20 protein-coding genes are annotated in these 21903 nt (G+C 40.2%); 12 read left to right on the plus strand and 8 right to left on the minus strand.

The genetic code is table 11. The features are described from left to right. Positions 1–19: 19 nt before the first annotated feature. The 3 genes from CTN01_RS15760 to CTN01_RS15770 form a co-directional block, all read right to left on the minus strand. A complete protein-coding gene (locus CTN01_RS15760) occupies positions 20–1387 on the minus strand; it encodes an anti-phage deoxyguanosine triphosphatase (RefSeq protein ID WP_045148295.1) in 1368 nt (455 codons plus the stop codon). Continuing rightward, positions 1387–1971 (minus strand): 5'-deoxynucleotidase, encoded by a 585-nt coding sequence (gene yfbR / locus CTN01_RS15765; protein WP_045148296.1) that lies wholly within the window; start codon positions 1969–1971, stop codon positions 1387–1389. The genes CTN01_RS15760 and yfbR overlap by 1 nt, the downstream gene beginning before the upstream one ends. Positions 1972–2118: 147 nt before the next feature. Beyond that, on the minus strand, positions 2119–3333 hold the full coding sequence (locus CTN01_RS15770) for a pyridoxal phosphate-dependent aminotransferase (RefSeq protein WP_045148297.1): 1215 nt from the start codon (positions 3331–3333) through the stop codon (positions 2119–2121). Between the two features lie 393 nt (positions 3334–3726). Between CTN01_RS15770 and CTN01_RS15775 the strand changes: the two genes are divergently transcribed. The 5 genes from CTN01_RS15775 to menE all read left to right on the plus strand — a co-directional run bounded on the left by CTN01_RS15775 (position 3727) and on the right by menE (position 10063). Beyond that, on the plus strand, positions 3727–5064 hold the full coding sequence (locus CTN01_RS15775; protein WP_045148410.1) for an isochorismate synthase: 1338 nt from the start codon (positions 3727–3729) through the stop codon (positions 5062–5064). After that, complete coding sequence (gene menD / locus CTN01_RS15780) at positions 5055–6782, plus strand: 2-succinyl-5-enolpyruvyl-6-hydroxy-3-cyclohexene-1-carboxylic-acid synthase (protein WP_045148299.1); 1728 nt, start codon at positions 5055–5057, stop codon at positions 6780–6782. Before CTN01_RS15775 ends, menD begins: the two co-directional genes overlap by 10 nt. After that, positions 6766–7575 carry a 2-succinyl-6-hydroxy-2,4-cyclohexadiene-1-carboxylate synthase gene (gene menH, locus CTN01_RS15785; RefSeq protein ID WP_045148300.1) on the plus strand — a complete coding sequence of 270 codons (810 nt, stop codon included), beginning with the start codon at positions 6766–6768 and terminating at the stop codon, positions 7573–7575. Before menD ends, menH begins: the two co-directional genes overlap by 17 nt. A gap of 89 nt (positions 7576–7664) precedes the next feature. Then, positions 7665–8639, plus strand: a complete 975-nt coding sequence (gene menC / locus CTN01_RS15790) for an o-succinylbenzoate synthase (RefSeq protein ID WP_045148302.1) — start codon at positions 7665–7667, stop codon at positions 8637–8639. Continuing rightward, the gene (menE, locus tag CTN01_RS15795) at positions 8627–10063 is read left to right on the plus strand and encodes an o-succinylbenzoate--CoA ligase (RefSeq protein WP_045148303.1); all 1437 of its coding nucleotides are present in this window, start codon (positions 8627–8629) and stop codon (positions 10061–10063) included. The genes menC and menE overlap by 13 nt, the downstream gene beginning before the upstream one ends. Before the next feature lie 74 nt (positions 10064–10137). On the opposite strand, the gene CTN01_RS15800 is transcribed toward menE, so the two are convergent. From CTN01_RS15800 to CTN01_RS15810, 3 genes are all read right to left on the minus strand, one after another. Beyond that, positions 10138–12012 (minus strand): MFS transporter, encoded by a 1875-nt coding sequence (locus CTN01_RS15800; RefSeq protein ID WP_107188273.1) that lies wholly within the window; start codon positions 12010–12012, stop codon positions 10138–10140. 17 nt (positions 12013–12029) lie between these two features. Further along, on the minus strand, positions 12030–12623 hold the full coding sequence (locus CTN01_RS15805; protein WP_045148305.1) for a TetR/AcrR family transcriptional regulator: 594 nt from the start codon (positions 12621–12623) through the stop codon (positions 12030–12032). Between the two features lie 202 nt (positions 12624–12825). Then, positions 12826–13230 carry an NINE protein gene (locus CTN01_RS15810; protein WP_045148307.1) on the minus strand — a complete coding sequence of 135 codons (405 nt, stop codon included), beginning with the start codon at positions 13228–13230 and terminating at the stop codon, positions 12826–12828. Positions 13231–13528: 298 nt separating this feature from the next. Between CTN01_RS15810 and CTN01_RS15815 the strand changes: the two genes are divergently transcribed. After that, positions 13529–14401 (plus strand): Tim44 domain-containing protein, encoded by an 873-nt coding sequence (locus CTN01_RS15815; RefSeq protein WP_045084072.1) that lies wholly within the window; start codon positions 13529–13531, stop codon positions 14399–14401. 252 nt (positions 14402–14653) lie between these two features. Beyond that, a complete protein-coding gene (locus tag CTN01_RS15820; RefSeq protein WP_005369066.1) occupies positions 14654–14899 on the plus strand; it encodes a TIGR02647 family protein in 246 nt (81 codons plus the stop codon). Positions 14900–14925: 26 nt separating this feature from the next. Here the strand turns inward: CTN01_RS15820 and CTN01_RS15825 are convergent, their stop codons facing one another. Next, positions 14926–15174, minus strand: a complete 249-nt coding sequence (locus tag CTN01_RS15825) for a zinc/iron-chelating domain-containing protein (protein ID WP_006646428.1) — start codon at positions 15172–15174, stop codon at positions 14926–14928. Between the two features lie 266 nt (positions 15175–15440). Between CTN01_RS15825 and CTN01_RS15830 the strand changes: the two genes are divergently transcribed. Beyond that, positions 15441–15887: a YcgN family cysteine cluster protein gene (locus tag CTN01_RS15830; protein WP_045148308.1), complete on the plus strand. Its 447-nt coding sequence runs from the start codon at positions 15441–15443 to the stop codon at positions 15885–15887. Positions 15888–15938: 51 nt separating this feature from the next. On the opposite strand, the gene CTN01_RS22810 is transcribed toward CTN01_RS15830, so the two are convergent. Then, positions 15939–16103, minus strand: a complete 165-nt coding sequence (locus tag CTN01_RS22810; RefSeq protein WP_155395445.1) for a hypothetical protein — start codon at positions 16101–16103, stop codon at positions 15939–15941. A 157-nt stretch (positions 16104–16260) separates the two neighbouring features. Here CTN01_RS22810 and CTN01_RS15835 point away from each other — a divergent pair, with 157 nt between their 5' ends. The 4 genes from CTN01_RS15835 to CTN01_RS15850 all read left to right on the plus strand — a co-directional run bounded on the left by CTN01_RS15835 (position 16261) and on the right by CTN01_RS15850 (position 21903). Next, positions 16261–17079 carry a hypothetical protein gene (locus CTN01_RS15835; RefSeq protein WP_045148310.1) on the plus strand — a complete coding sequence of 273 codons (819 nt, stop codon included), beginning with the start codon at positions 16261–16263 and terminating at the stop codon, positions 17077–17079. 459 nt (positions 17080–17538) lie between these two features. Next, the gene (locus CTN01_RS15840) at positions 17539–18285 is read left to right on the plus strand and encodes a hypothetical protein (protein ID WP_045148312.1); all 747 of its coding nucleotides are present in this window, start codon (positions 17539–17541) and stop codon (positions 18283–18285) included. 163 nt (positions 18286–18448) lie between these two features. Beyond that, positions 18449–20044 carry a tyrosine-type recombinase/integrase gene (locus CTN01_RS15845; RefSeq protein ID WP_045148313.1) on the plus strand — a complete coding sequence of 532 codons (1596 nt, stop codon included), beginning with the start codon at positions 18449–18451 and terminating at the stop codon, positions 20042–20044. Then, positions 20041–21903: a hypothetical protein gene (locus CTN01_RS15850; RefSeq protein ID WP_045148315.1), complete on the plus strand. Its 1863-nt coding sequence runs from the start codon at positions 20041–20043 to the stop codon at positions 21901–21903. The genes CTN01_RS15845 and CTN01_RS15850 overlap by 4 nt, the downstream gene beginning before the upstream one ends.

Below are 21903 nucleotides of genomic sequence, written 5' to 3' on the forward strand. Positions count from 1 at the left end.
TATTAAATAAGACTATCGATTAAAAACCATAGCCATTATTACTGATGCCTGTTTCAGAAGTTGGTAAGAATAATGTGCTATAGAGACGTTGAGAGAATCCATCGGTCATGCCTGAAATGTAATCGGCGATGATCCTAAGCTCGTTATCTCCTTGTTCTTTAGCTTCTAACCACCGTAAGCGAGTATTATCTGGTAACAATCGTTCAGGATCAGAAGCAAAAGCTTCAAATAGCTCCATGATCAATTGTTGCCCTTTATATTCAGACAGCTGTATTTCAGGTTTTTTTACCACATAGATACTTACGAACTGTTTAAGCACTTCTAAAGCGCGCTCCATCGGCTCGGATAAAAATGCATTCCATTGTAATAATGGCTCATCAAAAAAATCGGTACCGTTTTGAATCGTAGGACTAATGGTTATAGAGGTAAGTAAACCATTGACCAGCGCTCCAATGGCATCTTTGCGCTGATGGTGGCTAGCAAACATTAGCTCACTGATATCACTTATGCGTTCTTCTAGCCATGTATCACCACATTCTGCTATTTTTGAGGCAACAGCTTCTTGCCAATCATCGCGTGTCACTATTCCCATCACGATGGCATCTTCTAAATCATGGACACCGTATGCAATGTCATCTGCTAATTCCATGATTGAACAATCTAATGATTTAAAACGTGTTTTACAGGGCTCTCGTGGCGATAAACGCTCACAACGCATTTGTGCAAAGAGGGTTCTATCTTTGTCTGATAACGGGCTTAATACCCAATCAAAGACCTCTTTATCATCCACATATAAGCCTTTCGCTGGATACCAGTCTTTTGCTTTAAGGTGACGAAAGTTTACGACATCAGGTGCGCGCTCTGGAGCGGTAGTTTCACTGAGTAGGGCTGGATATTTTAGTAAACCAAGTAAGGTGCGCCTGGCGAGGTTCATACCATACCCTTCGGTATAAGGTTCGAGTAAGGTTACAATTCGAAAGGTTTGTGCGTTTCCTTCAAAGCCGCCATGATTTCGCATCATGTAATTTAAGGCGACTTCACCACCGTGACCAAATGGTGGGTGACCGATATCATGTGCTAAGCACAAACTTTCCATCAAACTGGTTGAAGGGAGTAATGATTTAAACTCAGGTTGTTTTAATTTGAGTTGTGCAACAATCCCTGTACCGATTTGTGATGCTTCTAGCGAGTGGGTGAGTCGAGTCCGATAGAAGTCGTGATTACCAGCGCCATGGACTTGAGTTTTTGCTTGTAAACGACGAAAGGCGGCAGAATGAAGAATTCGGGCTCGATCGCGCTGAAAAGCTGAACGATGATCATCACGGCGCATTTTTTGTTCGTTATAAAAGCGCTCTTCCCATGCTGGTGAAATGGTAAATTCTGTCATTAACTAATATCGTCCAAAGTAAGATTAAAGCTATCAGCAAATGTCTCAAGAAAATAGGTCATCTCAGGTGTTTTACGCTGCTCAAGGGTTTCTTCCAATCTTTTCTTCGCACGAGTAAATTCATGGTTCCCTGCACTGAGTTCTTCAAGGCATTTTATATACGCACATAATGTATCGGCTTGTTTAACAATAGCAGCATTCTCAGCATCAATTTTATGGCTATCAAGTAGAGAGGCATAATCATCCTGGAATTCTTCAGGAAGCATAGAAATAAGTCGTTGCTCTGCCGCTAATTCGATTTTCTTATATTCTTCAGCAATTGCAGGATTGTAGTATTTTATTGGGGTTGGCATGTCACCTGTGAGTACTTCACTCACATCGTGAAATATACCTTGCAGCGCGATACGTTCAGGGTTTAGGTTACCACCAAATTTACGATTTTTAATTAGAGCAAGTGCATGAGCGACGAAAGCAACTTGAAGGCTGTGCTCGGAGATGTTTTCAGTTTCGACACTTCGCATTAATGGCCAGCGTTGAATTAAACGCATACGAGCAAGGTGAGCGAAGAAATGACTTTTTTCCATGATGATCAATTCTCTTAAACTAAATGTGCTGATGAGCAGCACCTATAGACGTTATGCACTAAAGGTAACAGAAGTTAGGGAAATATTGACAGCTTTTAGTTAATAAAAAGCCCCGGTTTACCGAGGCTTTAGAATTGTTTGCAAAGGCTATTGACGATAGCTATGTAAGAAGCGCTCTAAGCGTCCCATTGCCAGTTCAAGATCATCGACATGGGGTAAGGTAACAATGCGGAAATGATCCGGTTGTTTCCAGTTAAATCCGGTTCCATGTACAACAAGCACTTTTTCTTGTAGTAAAAAGTCCATTGCCATTTTTTGGTCGTCTTGAATATTAAATTTCTTCTGATCTAGTTTAGGGAATAGATACAACGCGCCTTTAGGCTTAACACAAGAAACTCCTGGAATTTGAGTTAATAGATCATAAGCTTTATTGCGCTGTTCTAGCAGGCGTCCACCCGGTAAGATTAATTCATTAATACTTTGGTAACCACCTAATGCGGTTTGAATGGCATGCTGCATAGGTACGTTGGCACATAAACGCATTGATGACAGCATTTCTAACCCTTCGATGTAACCTTTAGCGCGGTGTCTTGGCCCTGAAATGATCATCCAACCTGCACGGAAACCACATACTCGATATGATTTTGAAAGGCCATTGAATGTTACACAAACCACATCTTCTGCTAGTGGGGCAATAGAGGTATGTTGTGCACCATCGTAAAGAATTTTATCGTAGATTTCATCGGCGAAAATAATCAAATCGTGCTGACGTGCAATTTCAACCACTTTGATCAGAAAATCTCGGCTATATACCGCTCCCGTTGGGTTATTCGGATTGATTAATACAATACCGCGAGTATTTGGCGTGATTTTTTTCTTTATATCATCAAGGTCTGGATACCAATCTGATTGCTCATCACAGGTGTAGTGAACGGGTGTGCCACCAGATAATGAAACCGCTGCAGTCCATAATGGGTAATCAGGAGATGGAACCAATATTTCATCTTTATGGTTTAGCAGTGCTTGCATTGCCATAACGATTAATTCAGATACACCGTTACCGATATAAACATCTTCGACATCAAGATCAAGTAAGCCGCGCTTTTGGTAGTGTTGAACAACGGCTTTACGCGCAGAATAAATGCCTTTTGAATCACAGTAACCTTGAGATGTTGGTAGATTACGGATCACATCCACGAGAATTTCATCAGGGGCATCAAAACCAAACGGTGCTGGATTACCGATGTTTAGTTTGAGTATTTTTTGCCCTTCTTCTTCCATACGCTTAGCGTGTTTCAGAACGGGACCACGTATGTCATAGCAAACATTATTAAGCTTGGATGACATCCCGAATTTTTGCATATGAGGCTTTCCTGATGATTATTAGGTATAACCACAAATTACACTATAAAAGAGGGAGATAGGAACACCTTTTAGAAGATAATTATGTAAAAGAGTATTTTGTTTTATTTTGGCAGAATGAAAATGGCGTGTTTAGCTAGAATAAGCAAAGTTGAATAGAAGTTTCTGCTAGTCAGGTAAGTAATACAATTGTGTTACTTCATTAGTCAGATGCTTTCTTGTGAGGTAGAATGAGGCATCATTCTTCTTTACTAATAGAATTAGTAGTTATTCTCTCTCTTTTAGGGAATAAGTGTCTATTCTTAGTAAAGAAAATATGTCTAAGAGAGTGACATATGTATCTTTCAGCCAGGGATGAGCCGTATTGGTGTAATAGAGCTGAGCGAGGTTATCTTGACTGCGTTACAACAAGCCGTTGAACGATTAATTGCTAAATTAGAGCAAGCATCTGCAACAACCCAGCGTATTTTGGTTAAATTAGAACTATCAAAACATATTGACCTGATTGATTGGATGGATACACAAGCTTTGTATCCTAAATTCTATTGGCAATCGCGTAATTGCCGAGAAGAGGTTGTCGCGCTAGGCCAAATAAAAACATTTACTGATCCTAAAGCCGCTGAGAAAGTGATTTCTAATGAGCAGAGAGTGTGGGGCGGGCGATCTTTTGATGGAAGAACAGAGCGAAATAAACGTTGTCTCTCTTCCTTTTTCTTTTTACCGCTGCTTGAATTAAGCCGTCTGGATAATGAATGGCATATTGCTGTTAATGTCGGTGAAGATCGTGCACGTATTGTAACGGCATTACAACAATTGATGTTTGATACATCGTTGATCAGTGGTATTCACAGTAAAATTTTAAATCGCAGTAATACGCCGGATTTTTCGGGTTGGTCAAATATGCTGACACGAGCATTAGATAAGATTGAACATAAAGAATTTGAAAAAGTAGTGCTTGCTCGACGAACAACGTTGCAGCTAGATAAACCCGTATCACCCGCCCAATTACTGAAAGCTAGCTGTGCCAATAACAGCAATAGTTTTCACTTTTTACTGGCGCTGGATGAAAAGCATGGTTTTGTGGGCTCAACGCCAGAACGTTTATTTCAACGCCATGAACATGCCATTCAGACAGAAGCGTTAGCGGGTACGATTGGTCGTGGTAAAGATGATGTTGAAGATCAGCAATTAGCACAATGGCTATTATCTGATAATAAAAATCGCTATGAAAATCGTTTAGTGGTTGATGATATTGTTAATCGATTAGTGCCATGTAGCCAATCGATGAATGTGTCTCAAACCCCTGAGTTGGTTCAACTCCGTAAAGTCCAGCACTTAAAGCGAAGTATTGATGCTGAATTAAATAGTGGCGTCTTTAGTGCGGATTTATTAGATAACTTACAACCAACGGCTGCGATTGCTGGATTACCTCGTGATCCAGCTCTTCATTTTATAGCTGAAAACGAACCTTTTTCTCGCGGTTGGTATAGTGGTGCAGTAGGTTATATTAGCCAGCAGCATAGTGAGTTTTGTGTAGCTATTCGTAGTGCATTAATCATGGAAGGTGAAGTTCATTTATTTGCAGGAGCAGGTATTGTACCGGGCTCAGTTGCAGAAAGTGAATGGAAAGAGCTTGATCGAAAAACATCAACACTCTGTAGTTTATTTGAGCAAGAGACGGATAGCTCGTTAGCTGCTGAATTGGAGTATAAAAGCGCATCATGCAATTAACCTTATCGAATAGTCTTGCTTATAGGGCTGCATTAAATAGTTGTTGGGCCGAACTGATACTTGAAGAATTAGTTCGACAAGGTGTTCAGCATGTTTGTATTGCACCAGGATCTCGTTCAACACCATTGACGTTAGCGGCAGCAAAACAGCCCAAACTGACTATTCACACTCACTTTGATGAACGTGGTTTAGGCTTTCTCGCATTAGGTTTAGCCAAAGCATCGCAGACCCCCGTCGCGGTGATTGTGACATCAGGCACAGCGGTCGCTAATTTATTACCTGCTGTTGCTGAATCTGGGCTAACAAAAGAAAAGTTAGTGCTGTTAACCTCAGATCGTCCTGTTGAATTACTACAATGTGGCGCGAATCAAGCCATACGTCAGCATGGTATTTTTTCACAGCATGTAACAGACTTTGTTGATCTACCAGCTCCTACACTTGATATCTCTCCTAATTGGTTATTAGGTGTTGTTGATGAGTTGATGCATCAGCAACAGTTACGCGGCGGTGCCATCCATTTAAATTGCCATTACCCTGAGCCGCTATATGGTGAAGCGGTAGATTTTTCGACCTATCTAGCGCCAGTTAAAAAGTGGCAGGCAACCGTCTTACCGTATTGCCAACATCAACAAGCCACGAGTGCTGATATCGTTATTGATTCATCGAAATGGCAGCAGTTGCGCGACAAAAAAGGCTTAATCGTTGCGGGTAAGTTAGCGACCAATGAACTTGCTGATGTGAAAGCGTTAGCTGCCCGATTAGGCTGGCCGTTATTGGTTGATCCTCAAGCTGGAGGCTCCAGCGAATATGCGGGGTTTGATGGTTGGTTACAAAATCCAGCCTGTGCTGAAGTTTTGTCTCAAGCACAAGTGTTACTTCAATTTAGTGCACGGATTGTTTCTAAACGTTTATTACAGTTTATTGGGGATCAGCCGTGGGATGATTATTGGTTAATCGATCCACAACAAGGACGTTTAGACCCTCATAATCATTCTGGCTCTCGTATCCAAGCGAATGTGAGTACGTGGATCTGTGCAGCGCTTCTTAATGAAAAAACATCATCACATAGTGGATGGGCATTACCTTTAGTGGGCGCGTCTAAGCGTTATCGTGAAATAGCGAAGCGGCATTGTGACGATTTATCTGAAATGTCATTAGCGACATTATTGAGAGATTGGCTAGCACCAGATTCTGAGTTGTTTCTCGGTAATAGCATGATTGTTCGACTGCTAGATATGTTTGGTGATTTACCAACAACAGCGACATTTACCAACCGTGGTGCATCAGGTATTGATGGATTAATAGCAACAGCAGCTGGTGTGCAACGCGCTAGAAAAGCACCATTAGTGATGCTGTTAGGCGATACGTCATTTTTATACGATCTCAATTCTCTCGCATTAATAAAACAAACCGCATTACCTATGGTCGTGGTTGTTACGAATAATGATGGTGGCGGTATTTTTGATATGTTACCAGTACCAGAGCAGCAAAAAGATGATTTTTATCGTATGCCTCATGGTTTTGAATTTAGCCATGCTGCTGCCATGTTTGAATTGAATTATCAAAGCCCAACAACAGTCGCTGAAGCACAAACTGCGGTGGTGAATGCACAACAAGTTAACCAGACAACGATCCTCGAAATTAAAACGCCGGCTGGAGAAGCTGGGCAGATGTTAAAAGAGATCTTTTCTGAGGTAAAACGTGCGTCTTTACTCTGAAGTATTTGGAAAACGCCCGCAAGCAAGCCAACCTGTGATTGTTTTTCTTCATGGGTTATTGGGCTCAGGGCGGGATTGGCGATTAATTACTTCAGCACTAATGCATCACTATTGTTGTGTAACTATTGATTTGCCTGGGCATGGCTTTAGTGCGTCAGTATCTATGCCAATAGATGATTCTGATATTGGCTTCAAGCAGAGTTATCAGGCGATACTCAAAACGTTGGAACATCGTGGTATTCAACGTTTTGTGCTGGTGGGGTATTCGTTAGGTGCGCGACTTGCTATGTATCTGGCAACGCAATTAGAGAATGAGGGTACCACTAAGCGTCAGCCAAGGTTGCAAGGTGTCTTTTTAGAAGGTGGTCATTTTGGATTACCGCTTGCAGATCGTGCGGCACGTCTTGATAATGATGAAGCATGGACTGCACGTTTTTCTCAACAATCTCTTATTTCAGTGCTGAATGATTGGTATCAACAAACTGTTTTTTCATCACTGAACCATGACCAAAGACAAAGCTTAGTCGCTAAACGTAGTGATAACCTTGGGCAAGGTGTCGCGAATATGTTGCTAGCAACGTCATTATCTAAACAGCCATTATTACTCACACCGCTACAAAACTTAAAATTACCTGTTCGTTATGTTTGTGGTGAATATGATGCGAAATTTCGTCAGATCGCTATGCAATCAGAGCTAAGCGTAGAAGTGATCCCTGATGCTGGGCATAATATTCATGTAGAACAACCACATGCATTTACATCTGCCTTATCTGCTTTTATTCAAAAGTTGTAACGAGCCATTGTAATTAAAGTGATTTAATATGCCGTTAGACTAAGGTTTAGCGTGTTTTATGCTCTGGTATTAATTAAAGGTTATCAAGAATGCGCAGCGTTAAGTTATATCGATATCAGTTACCGATGGATTCTGGTGTTATTTTACGTGATCAACGTTTAGTAACGCGTGAAGGTTTGGTTGTCGAACTTATTCAAGGTGACAAAGTTGGTGTAGGTGAAATAGCGCCACTGCCTGAGTTTAGCAATGAAACGCTAGAGCAAGCGTTAGATCAAACAAAACAACTACTTGAACTTTGGGTTGAGGGCCAAGACATCCATATAAACGATGCTTATCCCTCTGTTGCCTTTGGTTTTAGTTGTGCAATGGCAGAGTTAGCGGGAGAGTTACCTCTTACTGCAAACTATGCGGTAGCACCATTATGCTCAGGTGATCCTGACGAGTTGATTGAACGTTTAAATACCGAAAATGGTGATAAAGTCGCTAAAATTAAAGTCGGTATGTATGAAGCGGTACGTGATGGTATTGTCGCTAATATGTTTATTGAAGCGATCCCTGAGGTTCAGTTACGTTTAGATGCTAACCGTAAATGGACACCGCTTAAAGCACAGCAATTTGCTAAATATGTGAAACCTGAAAATCGGCAAGGGATCGCGTTTTTAGAAGAGCCTTGTATTGATCCTCAAGACAGCCTGATTTTTGCGGAGCAAACAGGTATTAATATTGCTTGGGATGAAACTGTCCGCGAGCCTCATTTTGAAGTAAAAGCACAACCAGGTGTTGCTGCAATTATTATCAAGCCCACACTAACTGGTAGCTTAGCCCGCTGTATCGAGCTGGTGGAACAAGCTCAAGCGGTAGGGTTAACGGCAGTGATTAGTTCAAGTTTAGAATCAAGCCTAGGATTAAATCAGTTAGCGCGTTTCGCCCAGTGGCAAACACCCAATGTTATTCCCGGTCTAGATACCATGCAGTTGTTTAAAGCACAATTGTTGACACCTTGGCCGGATAGTGAACTTCCAATGATCTCTTTAGCAGAATTAGACCTAGTATGGCAGAAATAAAACACGATTTTCTAACATGGCCTTGGCAGCGATGGGCTGCAGTACGCCCATCAGATATAGCCATCTCTTTAGGTGATAAAGAGCATGATGCACAAACGTACACGTGGGCTGATATATCTTCAAACGTTGATGATTATGCACAAGGCCTAGTTGAGCAGGGCGTTAAGCGTGATCAGCTTGTGGCCGTCATCGCTGATAATTCGATTCAAGTGTTATGGTTGATGCTTGCTATTTTTCGAGTGGGTGCACGCTATGTAGGGCTTAATCCGAAGTTGTCTTCTTCTGAATTGCAGCAACAGCTAGTGATACTCGATAATGATTATATTTGGTCGGATAGTGAACACGATTTAACAGCGCTAACTGGGCAAAATATTGTTCTACAACTACCTACTGTTGCACGTATGGTACCTGTGACATGGCAAGAGCATCGCCCAATGACACTGACATTAACATCAGGTTCATCGGGTGTACCTAAGGCGGTGGTTCATAATGCCGAGTCACATTTAGCCAGTGCTTCTGGCTTGCTGAGTCAAATGACATTCACAGCAGAAGATAGTTGGCTATTATCATTACCGTTATTCCACATTTCGGGTTTAGCGATTGTATGGCGCTGGTTATATCGCGGAGCATGTCTAGTCATTGTTGATAAAGAACAGCAGCAACAAGCATTGCATTGGGTGACTCACGCATCATTAGTACCAACGCAATTACAACGTTTACTCGATAGTATTGATAATACAGCAACACCATCATCTATGATGCTGAAACAAGTGCTATTAGGTGGTGCACATATCTCTGTTACTCTTACTGATAAAGCGCACAGTGCTGGTATTAGCTGTTGGTGTGGTTACGGCATGACGGAAATGGCATCAACAATATCAGCTAAACAAGCGAATGATAGTAGTGGTGTCGGTAACGTATTACCGAATAGAGAATTACTTTTACGTGATGGTGAGATCTTAGTTCGAGGTAAAAGCTTGTGCTTGGGGTATTACCGTAACCATACTATTTTTTCTATTCTAGATAACCATGGTCACGATGGGGAATGGTTTGCAACCAAAGACATGGGTGAGTGGCACGATGATGAGCTATTTATTCATGGTCGCGCAGATAACATGTTTATTTCTGGTGGAGAGAATATTCAACCAGAAGATATTGAAGCGGTACTGTTACAGTATCCAGAGATAGAGCAAGCTGTTGTTTTACCCATTGATGATTATGATTTTGGTCAACGACCTGTTGCCATTGTAAAAACAACTTGTCCGATGGATGCGGTATTTATTGATCATGTGATGACTTATATGGCTGATAAAGTGGCAGCGTTTAAGCGCCCAATTCGTTATCTCGCATTACCTGATGGCGATATATATCAAGGGATAAAACTCTCTCGGACGAAATTAGCCAACTGGTTATCTAAGCAATAATAAAAAGGCGAAGCTAATATATAAGCTTCGCCTTTTTAATCTATTTGTTAGTTAAAATCTAACAAAGAAGAGTTCTATTTTCTATCGCCCCGTAATTGCGTCACTTGTTGATATAACAATTGGCTATTTGCCTCTTGGGAAGATAGACATTCCCCTGCGACGATAGTAACTTGTGACCAGAAACGTTTTGGCCATTTTAAAAATGCAACACCACCCTCTCGGCTAAAATAGCTTCCCCATAGCCCCTGCAGTGCCACAGGGATCACTGTGGCATTAGAACGTTTAATGATTAAATCAATTCCACGCATAAATGGGGCTATTTCGCCATCAAAGGTGAGCTGCCCTTCTGGAAAGACACAAACTATATCGCCATTATCTAAATGTTCTGACACTTTGGAAAAAGCATTACGAATAGATGTACGGTCATTCGCATCGACAGGAATTGCCTTACATGCTTTACAGAACGATTTGACCAGGGGCAGGTTATATATATCACGGTCCATTAAAAAGCGGATAGGGCGTGGACAGCTGCCTGCTAACAATAAAGCATCCATGTAGCTGACATGATTACAGACAAGTAGCACGCTCCCTTGTTCCGGAATATTATTCAAATTCTGTTTTTTTACTCGATACATCGTATGGGTGATCATCCAAACCACAAAGCGCCAAAAAAAGTCAGGCGCTTGGAAGTAGATATAGACAACAACTAATGAATTCACCGCCGCTAAGATTAAGAAAAACTGTGGAATTGAAAGTTTTAAAACAGATAAGAAGACAATGGCTGAAATAGCACTGACGACCATAAATACAGCATTCCATATATTATTTGCTGCAATAATCTGTGCGCGTTCATCTTCTTTAGAGCGCTGCTGCATTAAGGCATAAAGCGGAACAATAAAAATACCGCCAGCAATCCCCAGTAAAAGCAATGACGCAAAGATTGGCCATAGACTTGGTGCCGTCATAAACGCCATTAGGCTCTGAGTTTGCACTGTAGTTGCTGGAGCGAGAAAATATAAACCTGAACCAAATAACGTGATCCCTAAACTACCGATAGGAACTATTCCTGGATCAATTCGGTGTTGAGATAAGCGATCACAACACAGTGAGCCAATAGCAATACCAATAGAAAATAGCATCAGTAAGAAAGAGACCGAAGCGGCATTACCACCTAGGCTGATTTTTGCATAATTAGGAAATTGTGTGAGATAGCAAGCACCTAAAAACCAAAACCAACTAATCCCTAAAATACATTGGAAAATCGTTTTATCTTGTCGTGCGATTGCCATGGTTGAACGAGTTTGTTTAATCGGCTGCCACTTGAAGGTTGTTTTCTTTACCGTAGGAGGCGCGCTCGGAATAGCAAGAGATGCGAGATAGCCTAATATCGCAAAAAAGATCACGGCTCCTGCAGCAATATAGTGAGCGTTATGGCTGTCGGCAATAAAACCTGCGAGCAATGTACCAAGTAAAATAGCTAAAAAGGTCCCTGTCTCAACCAAAGCGTTACCTGATATTAACTCTTCTGATTTTAAGTGCTGGGGAAGTAAGGCATATTTTGCAGGGCCGAAGAAGGCCGATTGCGTTCCCATTAAAAAGAGTAACACCAGCAGAGCAGAATAACTTTGATAAAAGAAGGCTATTGCAGCAAGGCTCATTATCACAATTTCTGCTAGTTTAACTCGGCGCATGATCATTGCTTTATCGTATTGATCGGCAATAACACCAGCAGAAGCTGAAAATAAAAAGAAAGGTAAAATAAATAGCCCAGCGGCAATATTAATCAGTAAATTTGCACTCAGTGGAAGGCTATCAACAGAAGCGTAAGCGATAAGGATTAATAATATATTTTTGTAAACATTATCATTAAATGCCCCAAGTGCCTGCGTTAAAAAATACGGTAAGAAACGCCGCTTGGTTAGAAGACTCGATTGGGGCTTTGTGGTCATTTACGCTATCTCTATTACTATTTCCACTTATTTAGATAAGTATTTAAAAGATTATCAATAAGTGCTTTGCCGTCAACAGGCGTCGAGGTAAATAGCTTATCATCAACAGTCAGTAGTGTAATACCGTGAACACCAGCCCAAATAACACGGCTTGTTTCCAGTACTTCTTTTTTAGACATGTTACTGCTAACTTGACCAATCAATGACTCCAACATACCCGTCATGTTATTGATTCGATCTGATTGCCATTCTGGTAAATCTTCACCATTCATTGTGTGTTGGAAGATTAACTGCCAGCGGTATGGGTGGGCAATTGCAAAGTCGAGATAACAATAGGCAAGACTACGAAGTGCCTGCTCTGGATTGGTTGCCCCAGTTAAACACGTCTGTGCTTCTTGAGATAATTCATCAAGTGTTTGGGCAACTGCGTGTAGTAACAGTAAATTATAGTTACCGAATACATTCACTAATGTACTTGGAACATAACCAATCATAGCGGCGACTTTACGTAAACTTAGCTCATGGTGAGGGTGCTCATTGAGAAAGTTTTTTACCTGCTCCAGTGTCATGCTTACCAACTCTTCACGAGTATGGTCATTTCTTCTTGCCATGGATATTACTCTTTGATGTGTTTGCTTATCGTATTTTACAAAACTAACGTTTTTAATTATAGAACAATGTTCAATACTGTTATTGTTATCTAATTGAAACCATACTTATTAGGAGTTCGATGTCAGAAATAAATTGTTACAAATTTATTTCTAAAGGTCAGAAATGATATCTTGTCACAACAAAAATCACCAACACTAAACGCTATACAGTTTTATTTTTGGTGTTTTCTAAAGAAACTTGATCGTTTAACGTCCAAAAATCGATAAGAATACCTATTAGGAAGAAACCAAAGGTACAAAGATAAAGTATCCCAGTGATCCATTTACCCATGTACATACGGTGGACGCCAAACACGCCAAGGAAAGTAAGCAGTAGCCAAGCGATATTATAATCAATTTCACCACTAGCAAAACGTAAGTCTGATTCTCTATTCATTGATGGGATTAAGAACAAGTCAATCAACCAGCCAATACCGAATAGACCTAAGGTTAAAAACCAAATAGTCCCTGTTACAGGTTTGCCATAATAAAAGCGGTGAGCGCCCGTAAAGCCGAATATCCAGAGTAGATAACCAATGATTTTACTGTGCGTGTTATTATCTTGCATATAAATATCCATGTTAGTGTTGAAAATATCGTAAGATATAAACAACAAAGACTTAACGTTTGATTGCTTATAAAAGACCACTTTTGATGGAGAAAGTGCCATAAAATGAAGAATATTTTTATAAGTCGTTTAAATAAAAAACAGTATACAAAAATATTTAGGTGCTGTATTTAAAAATGATGAAATTATCATCGCTAAATGTTAAAAAATGGTAACAATTTCGCGGCGGCTTTGAATTGACATTCTCCGTTATATGGCTACGATGCATACAGGACATGGATAAGGTACTTCAACAATGATGAAACGCTTTTTTACCGTATTTGCTTTAGTGTTTGTGGTCGCATTGTCGACACCGCATGCTGAAGCAAAGAAATTCGGTGGTGGTAAGTCGTTTGGTAAAAGTTTTAAAACTGCGCCAATGAAAAAACAACAGCCACAACAAACAGATACTATTCGTAAACAAAATTCACCTGCGTCATCGAGCAAGAAAGGCTTAATGGGCGGCCTATTAGGTGGCTTACTTGCTGGTGGCTTACTTGCTGCTTTCTTTGGTGGTTCATTTGATGGTATCCAGTTTATGGATATTCTCATTATTGGTGTGATTGCATTTGTATTGTTTAAATTATTTAAAGCAATGCGTGCGAACAAAGGCACTCCGATGGGGCATCGTGAATCTTATGCAGGAAACTCTCCTCGACAGCAGCCACAACAAGCACAACAGCAATACCGTCAAGCTTCAGGTTCGCAGTCTCAACCACAAAATGGTGGTTTTGAGTCAACCGATAGTGATGTGCCATTTAATTTGCCGCCTAACTTTAATATGAATGCATTTTTAAGTGGTTCTCGTGATCACTATCGTATTATTCAAGGCGCATGGAACCATAACGAATTAGCGAAAATCAAAGAATACGTATCACCTGCGTTATTTGCTGATTTACAAGCTGAACGTGCCAAACTTTCAGGTGAGCAACATACTGAAGTAATGTACGTTGATGCAGAACTTGTACGTGCAGACTATGACGCGAATTCTGCACAGCTAAGTATTAAGTTCTCTGGTCGTTATAAAGATACCCAAGAAGGGATTGAAGAAGATATTAATGATGTATGGCATTTAGAGCGAGATTTAAAAACGCCGAATGCACCATGGTTAATTGTTGGTATTCAAGCTTAATTTTAAAAGCCGCTTTAATTAGCGGCTTTTTTATATCTCTCAACAGGTTAGGGTGTTTTTTGTACAGTTGTAAATATCTGAAAAAAGAGTTCTAAAATTATGAGCGTGATCGCGTTTCACTGATATAAAGATCGTAAGATGTTGATCTTGGCACCTAGTTTTATCACCAGTAACCGCTAGTATTAAATCATGATATTAAATAGGTCAGTCGTTAGACATTGAGATCTAAATAGAGACTAATAAGAGGTCGTTATGCCATACACTCAAGATATTGTTGAAGAAATGAATCTATTAGTGAAATTCCCTATTCACAGCAACATGGAAGGGGTAAAAGTTCATAGTGATGCAAATCCAGCATTGGTTTCAGCTGCTCAACGTTTATATGCGAAAGGATTGGTTACTCAACTTGATGGTGGTTATTTAACACATACTGGGCATCAGGTGGCGGAAAACGCAAAAATTGCGTTACGTATTCTGACGGGGAAAACGACAGAATAACGCAGTCGCAAGATAAGGAGCATTGATTAAGTCATTTGCTCTAATTCTGTAATTATCGTTAAAGCTTGCTCATTGGTTTTTCCACAAATATCAGGGCAAGCTTTAAAATGGTGGCATACAGCAGGGCGCTCGGCTTTGCCAAAAAGTTTACATAAATTCTGCTCATTGAGTTGAACGCATGGTACACCTGCAGGTTTGCCGTTGGGCATTCCTGGTATGCTTGATGAGATACTTGGGGCTATACAGCAGGCACCACAGCCAAGACGACATTCCATCAATCACTCTCTTCATTGTTTAAATTGGCTGCGCAAATTATCACTCCTTATTCATAAGATCAAAATTAAAGATCTATTTCAGTGTTATATTTATTTTATTACCCATAAATAATAATAGCTCTCATTTCGATGCTGTTGTTGATTAATAGGTAATTTGAATTTGCAGTTTACCGTCAGGGTCGCTATAAACACCGCGCTATAATAAAATAGTAAATGGTAATTTAGCGCTGTTCTAAAGCGCATAACGTGAATTTGGTGTAGGTATCATGACGCATTTTTGGCAAGAAAAAGACTTAGCAACAATGACCGATCAGGAGTGGGAATCACTTTGTGACGGTTGTGGTAAGTGCTGTCTGCATAAGCTTATTGATGATGATACAGATGATATCTATTACACCAATGTGGCATGTAGTTTATTAGATAATAAAACATGCTCTTGTAAAGATTATCCTAATCGTTTTGAATCTGGAGAAGAATGCCTAAAGCTGACTCGTGATCGCATAGATGAGTTTGTTTGGCTTCCTGAAACGTGTGCATACCGTTTATTAGCAGAAGGAAAGTCATTACCTGAGTGGCATCCATTACTTACTGGTTCAAAAGAAGCGATGCATAAAGCTAATGAATCGGTACGCGATAAGATTGTGTACGAAATTGATGTGATCGATTGGGAAGATCACATCCAAAACTTACCTGAATGGGCTAAAAAAAGATAAATAACTTTTAAAGTTGAGAATTTTTTAGTGATTCATATATAACATCCTGACTCACGATTGCTCAATACAGATCAAGAATGCCGCCACTAATGCATACCATTGCAACAGTGGCGGCATTTTTATTGGCTCAATTTCGGTGAAGGTACTTGCCAGCCATACCCATAGTTCACCAGAGACAAGTCCCCCAACATCAAAGCCAATCCAAAGCGGTATCATTCATCTAAAGGCATGGCACAGCATCCACTGGACTGAAAAAACGGTTAGGCCCGATTACACGATAGTATTTATTAACGTTAAGCATTATTAACTTACTGTTATATAATTAGTTGTTTGTTTTTAAATGTTCCTATTTAAGTTTGGGAGTTATGTATAAATGGGAAGGCCTTCAGAGCGTCATTATCATACAAAAATAAAAGATGGCTATTGTGTTATCTGTGGTGAGTTTGGTCGGTTATCTCAAGATCATGTTCCACCGAAAGGGGCTATAACGATAACTAAAGTAGAGCAAAAGCATATAATGGAAGCAATGGGAGCGAATGCAAATTCTATCGATGGGGTTCGCTCGCCAAATGGGAGTAAATTTAAAACTATTTGCAAAAAATGTAACAATGAAAGGCTTGGTGCAAATGATGGAGAGGTTGCAAGAGTTCATAAAGAGTTAACTGCGAAGATTAAAACATATTTCGATACCTTGGCTAGCCCTTATCCTATTATCTCGGTTCATCTCGATTCATTAAAATATGTCAGAGCAATGATTGGGCATATTTTAGCTGCGACTTCTGTTGATGAGTGTAAACAACCCCTTCAAGAGTCTCCATACTTTAGACCGTTAGAAATGTTTGTTTTAGGTGATGATGGAGCATTGGATGATACACATGATATATACTATTGGTTCTATCCTCACAATCGGCATTTAAGTGCGAAATATGTACAAATGTATAATAAGGGGCATTCGACTGGATTAAGTCTTTTATCATTTTTTCCTATCGCGTTTTTAGTGACCCCTAAAGGACAAGGTATATACCCTGCTCAAGCGAATAAACTTAAAATAGGTGATGATAGATTATATTTAAATTTATCTTCAGTGAATGTGGAGTTTGCAGAATTTCCTTTTTCAACGCTAAGGGGAGACCAATTCCGCATGTGTGCCAGTAAGCAAACAATAATTAGTTACCCTATAAAAAATACGTAAAGAAATTTATCGGATAGGCATCCATGAGGGTGCTTTTTTTTATCTGCTACTTAATACATCAAACATTTCAACGTAACGCACTCGAAAGTCACACAGAAATGAAAAGGTCACGGAAACCTCACTCCTCCTCTCCTGAGAGCTACATTTAAAAAATATTTCAGTTTTGGTTTTCTGCATTTTTAAACGATCAATGATCACGCCTAAATAGTGCAACGCCTTATGGTTGGTGGGTTGTGACGATTAGTAATTGTAAGGGGGGGCGGTGTTTTCGTTGCGATTTTTATCAATTTAATGCTCTCGTTAATGTAAAAGCATCGAAAGGAAACACCAGTAATGGCAAGGCTTGCAGCGGTATTTGCTTAAAAGGATAAACTGAAATGAAACAAGTAGTTGCTAGGTGTTGATAGTAACGATATAAAGTGATGGATTTTTACTCTTACTAACCAAGTTCAGGTGTTTATGGAAGCTCAAACAATTATTTCATTCTTAGCTGGTCTTATTGGTGCAGGTATTGGCGCATATGCAGTTTCATATTTTAAAGTATCTGCGCAAGTTACAGCGCAAACAAATCATATTAAAGAAATATTAGATCAAAAATATCTTATGAAAAATCAAGAAGAGTTAGCAAAGATTGATACTGTAACAAATAAAATTGATGAAATATTAGAGCAACAAAGAGCGATAACATCTATTAACGAAGCAGCAAAAATTGACGTATTAACTGCTAAAATGGATCAGGTTGTAGAACAGCAGAAAAATATTACAACGACAACAGAAACTATTAAATCTAATGTTGATATTGATAATTGGAGAAAAAAAGAAAATCAAATTTTATGTAGAGAAAAGATAGAGTTACTTTACTCTAAATTTTCAGAGTACTTTTTAGAGTGCAAGATAATGCTTAGCCCAATTACTGATTCAACAACAATTGAGCATAAGAAAGAAGCAAGTAAGAAAGTTTTCTTACTATGTGATGAAGTGAATATGATCTCTAATTTGTACTTTCGTTCAAACTCTGAACTCATGAGACTAAAGGAAATATTCAATTGGAAAATGTCTGCTTCAATGCATCTGTTTAAAAAATATTCAGAATTTGGGCTTAATGTTCCAATTGATGAATATAACTCCGTTGTGGATGAATCTTTGCAAATAGCACATGAAATAAAAGTTTTGTTGAGTGACACTATGGCAAGAGAACTTGATTAAGATAAAGGTATTTATTGTATTTGAGAGTACATTCAATGGTCACTACTTTTTGCCGCCACAGGCGGCATTTTTGATTGCAAAAACGAACACCCTCATAAATAACTTTTCAAGTTGAAAATAAAATATATACTGTTTTTATATACAGTTTTTCTGCGGGGTGTGTATGTCAGAAAATGATGAAAATCAGAAAAAGCTCATACGAAAAGAGGTTGAAATTTCACCTATCCCTAACTTCGCTTATGAGAAACCATTGGTATCCATTGATGAGAATGGCGAACCTCAGATTACATACCGAGCCAGTGGCAATAAAATCCCCATCAAGAAACTTCCTTTACTCTATATCGCTGGATATGACGACAAAGACAACCTAATCAGCTACCAGCCATTAGACATGGTCAATGAGTTCTTATTGTCGAAAGCAATCGATAATGGTGTGCTTGAGCTTGGTACAGATGCACAGGGGCTTGCCCATTACTTCAGCTTTGTATTGGACAAACAGGCTGAGTGGGATACTGAATACGATGAAGATGACTTTGACCCTCTCTACGATGATCCCCGCCCAGAATGGGATGCTTTTCCCCGTAATAAACAAGAGCGGTTAACCTACCAATATCGAGATGGAATAAAGCAGCTCGCTATTGATGGTGTATTGGCTAAAACAACGGCTAGGCAATATATGAGCAGTGTCGTTGGTTTCTATAAACACTGTCTTCGCCAAGGCATCCGCTTTAATAACCCACCCTTCCAGTTTGAGACCGTGAATATCCATTTCGAGGCGTCTGCATCGAGTATGAAAGCTTACCAACGTAAGCAAGTCCACACGACGGATATGCGGATTAAATTTGCTAAGTCATCTCGCAGTGGCGGCGCAAACCTCAGCAACCTACGCCGTGATCTAAAACCGTTTACTAATAATGAATGGAGCATCTTGCAAACTATATTAATGAAATCCCGTAGGGTGGTTCGTCATGGTGATAATAATAAACTGCACTCACTGCCGATTGAGTTTTGCCTGCACCCAATGATTTGCCGTAATACTGGATTGCGGCGTGAGGAAGCAGCGAGCCTGCATTTGGGACAGATTGTTAACCCTGAAACCACGATTCAGGATGGCAAAGAGGTATTTAAAAAGCTTGTGATGGATCTGGGTGTCGGTGATAAGTACCAATCACTCACAAAGACGGCGGAGGGCTTCGCAGAGAAGAATAAAAGCCGCGTTACCATTATCCCCGCCGCATTGATGAAGATGCTTTACGATTACTCGCAGTCTGAAAGGTATCAAAAGCGCCTTGAAAAATTCAAAGCATGGTGCAAGGAGCAGGTTGAAGCAGGTAATACGCATTTCTTTGGGGGTGACGATGCCATTAACCCAGAACTGGAATACCTGTTTATTACCCAGTCTGGAAAACCCATGTTTATACGGCTACAAGACTTTACTGGGCGCTGGGTGGAAATTCGTAACACTGCAAACCTAACTCAAGGTCTCGACAAACCGATAGTCGGCTCCATACATAATTTACGCTCAACGTTTGCTGTGAATATCTTCAGCCACCTTTTAAATAAAAAGGATGAGTATGGCAACCCGTCAATCACACCCGATGAGGCATTGGATAGGGTATCGGCTTTGCTAGGTCATGAAGATAGGGCGACGACCATGGAATACCTGAAAATAGCACAGGACATGCCCTCTGCCGACGAAATCTACGAGGATGTACTGGACTATATTGGCGCTTTTGATGATTTAGAGGGTTTATTATGATTCAAGGACGAAAGCGTACCAGAATTAAAATAGAGAAGAACAGAGCACTTATTGTCCAATTAAGCTGGAAAGACATGGTTTTACTCTGTGGTGATAGGAGTAAAGCTCATACTTACCGCTTGCGTTACCTTAATGCTCCGACGGTGAAACAAATTGAACTAGGGAGTGAAGTGTTGGCTAATCGGGATGATATTGTTAGAGAAATACATCAAATGTTAGCCCCTCTGCCTGAAAACCAATCAAAGCAATATCATTTTAATGGGCTTGTTTACTACTTTCGATATCTTGACAACATTGGTTATCAAGGTGACGCTTTCAGTAATGCCGTAATGATTGATTGCATTAAGCACTTCAATCAATTACGTGATAAAGGAGAGCAGGTATCGAAATCTTTGCATATTAAGGGTAGTTTATCCTTTCTTTTACGGCAGTGGAGCCGAGAGTCTGACCTTAAAACGCTGCCAGAAGTTTCAGCAAAATCTGCTGCTTTGAATAAAGTGTTTCAAGTGGAATTAGAGCTGAAGCCATTATCCAAGGTATTGGTTAAAGGCGCACTGGCCTTTCAGGAAGCGATTGAGAAAAGTAAATTATTAGATATTCACCCGTTCTTTGATGAAGAGATGTTTTCTGAAAGGGCAAAGTCTCATGGATGGACAGCCCACAAAATTGGCACGAATAGACACGGTTTTAGAGCGTGCATGAAACCTCTGGCTGGAACAATAAAGGGTAGTCAACTCTCAAGTGAACGACTTCATAGACAGGTTTTTTATAATCATGCGTCGCGCAATTGGTTTTTCGTGTTTTCAATGCTGACAGGCATGAATACATCGGTGCTTGCGAATGTGCGACATAAGGATATTGCATTTAAAAGTATTGGTAGCGGACGGTTTGTATTTGATGGTAAAAAGTTTAGGGCAGGCTATAAAAACTTGGACAATAGCTGTGGCTTTAGTGACCGAACCAAAGAGCTGATTACTCGGTGGCTTAAAACATCTAAAGTGATGTACCAATCACTGGGTATCCCATTGTCAAACGAGATGCCGCTCTGCCCTTTCTTTAGTGCCAGTGGGGAGGTTTGGACTTTCAATGTCAAAGGTTCAAACTTAGCCTACATTAATACACAGCTTGAGAAGGTATTGGGATTAAGGGTTACTACAAGTCGATTTAGGGCAACGAAATCGGATGTGCTTATGCGAGTAACTGAAGATATCTTCCTTGTTTCACAGGGGCTGAACAATACCGTGAATGTTGTCGCCAAACGTTACTCTAGTGGTGTTCAGGCAGACCATGACAATAACCTCAATGCCACGTTTGGCGCGTTAAGTGCTGCGGCCAAGGGTGAGGAAATAGGTAAGGCCATCGAGGATGCAAAGGTGATGCGCAGCGATATTTTATCAGATTATGATTACAAGAATTTGCGCAGCCGTGAAAGCAAAGAGCAGCCATTAATGACAACGCCCAGTGGCATCAAATGCACGGGGGCAACACCAGAGAAGCTCGTTGCTGAGGCGAGGCGCATGAAGCAGCTAGGTATTGATTTTTCAAAAGATACTGGTCGTTGCACGGATTTTCTTGCCTGCTTTGATTGTGACAGCCACAAACTGGTAGCGTCAGAAAGTGATATTTGGCTGATGCTGTCATTTTTAGAGCAAATTGAAGATCTCAAAGAGGTGGTCGCGAGTAATTCCTCACCGAAGGATGAGTATTTCGTGGTGGAAGGTATGCTAAAAAAAGTCCTTGTCAGACTGAAACAAAAAGCACCTAAAAACTACGTTCAAGCAAAACAGAAAGTGGATGACGGCGATTACCACCCGCTTTACCAAAACCGAGCCAGCGCAAACGAATTTTTCAAGGGATAG

Origin of the sequence: Photobacterium angustum (assembly GCF_003026365.1) — a bacterium.
GTDB classification, from domain to species: Bacteria; Pseudomonadota; Gammaproteobacteria; order Enterobacterales; family Vibrionaceae; genus Photobacterium; species Photobacterium angustum.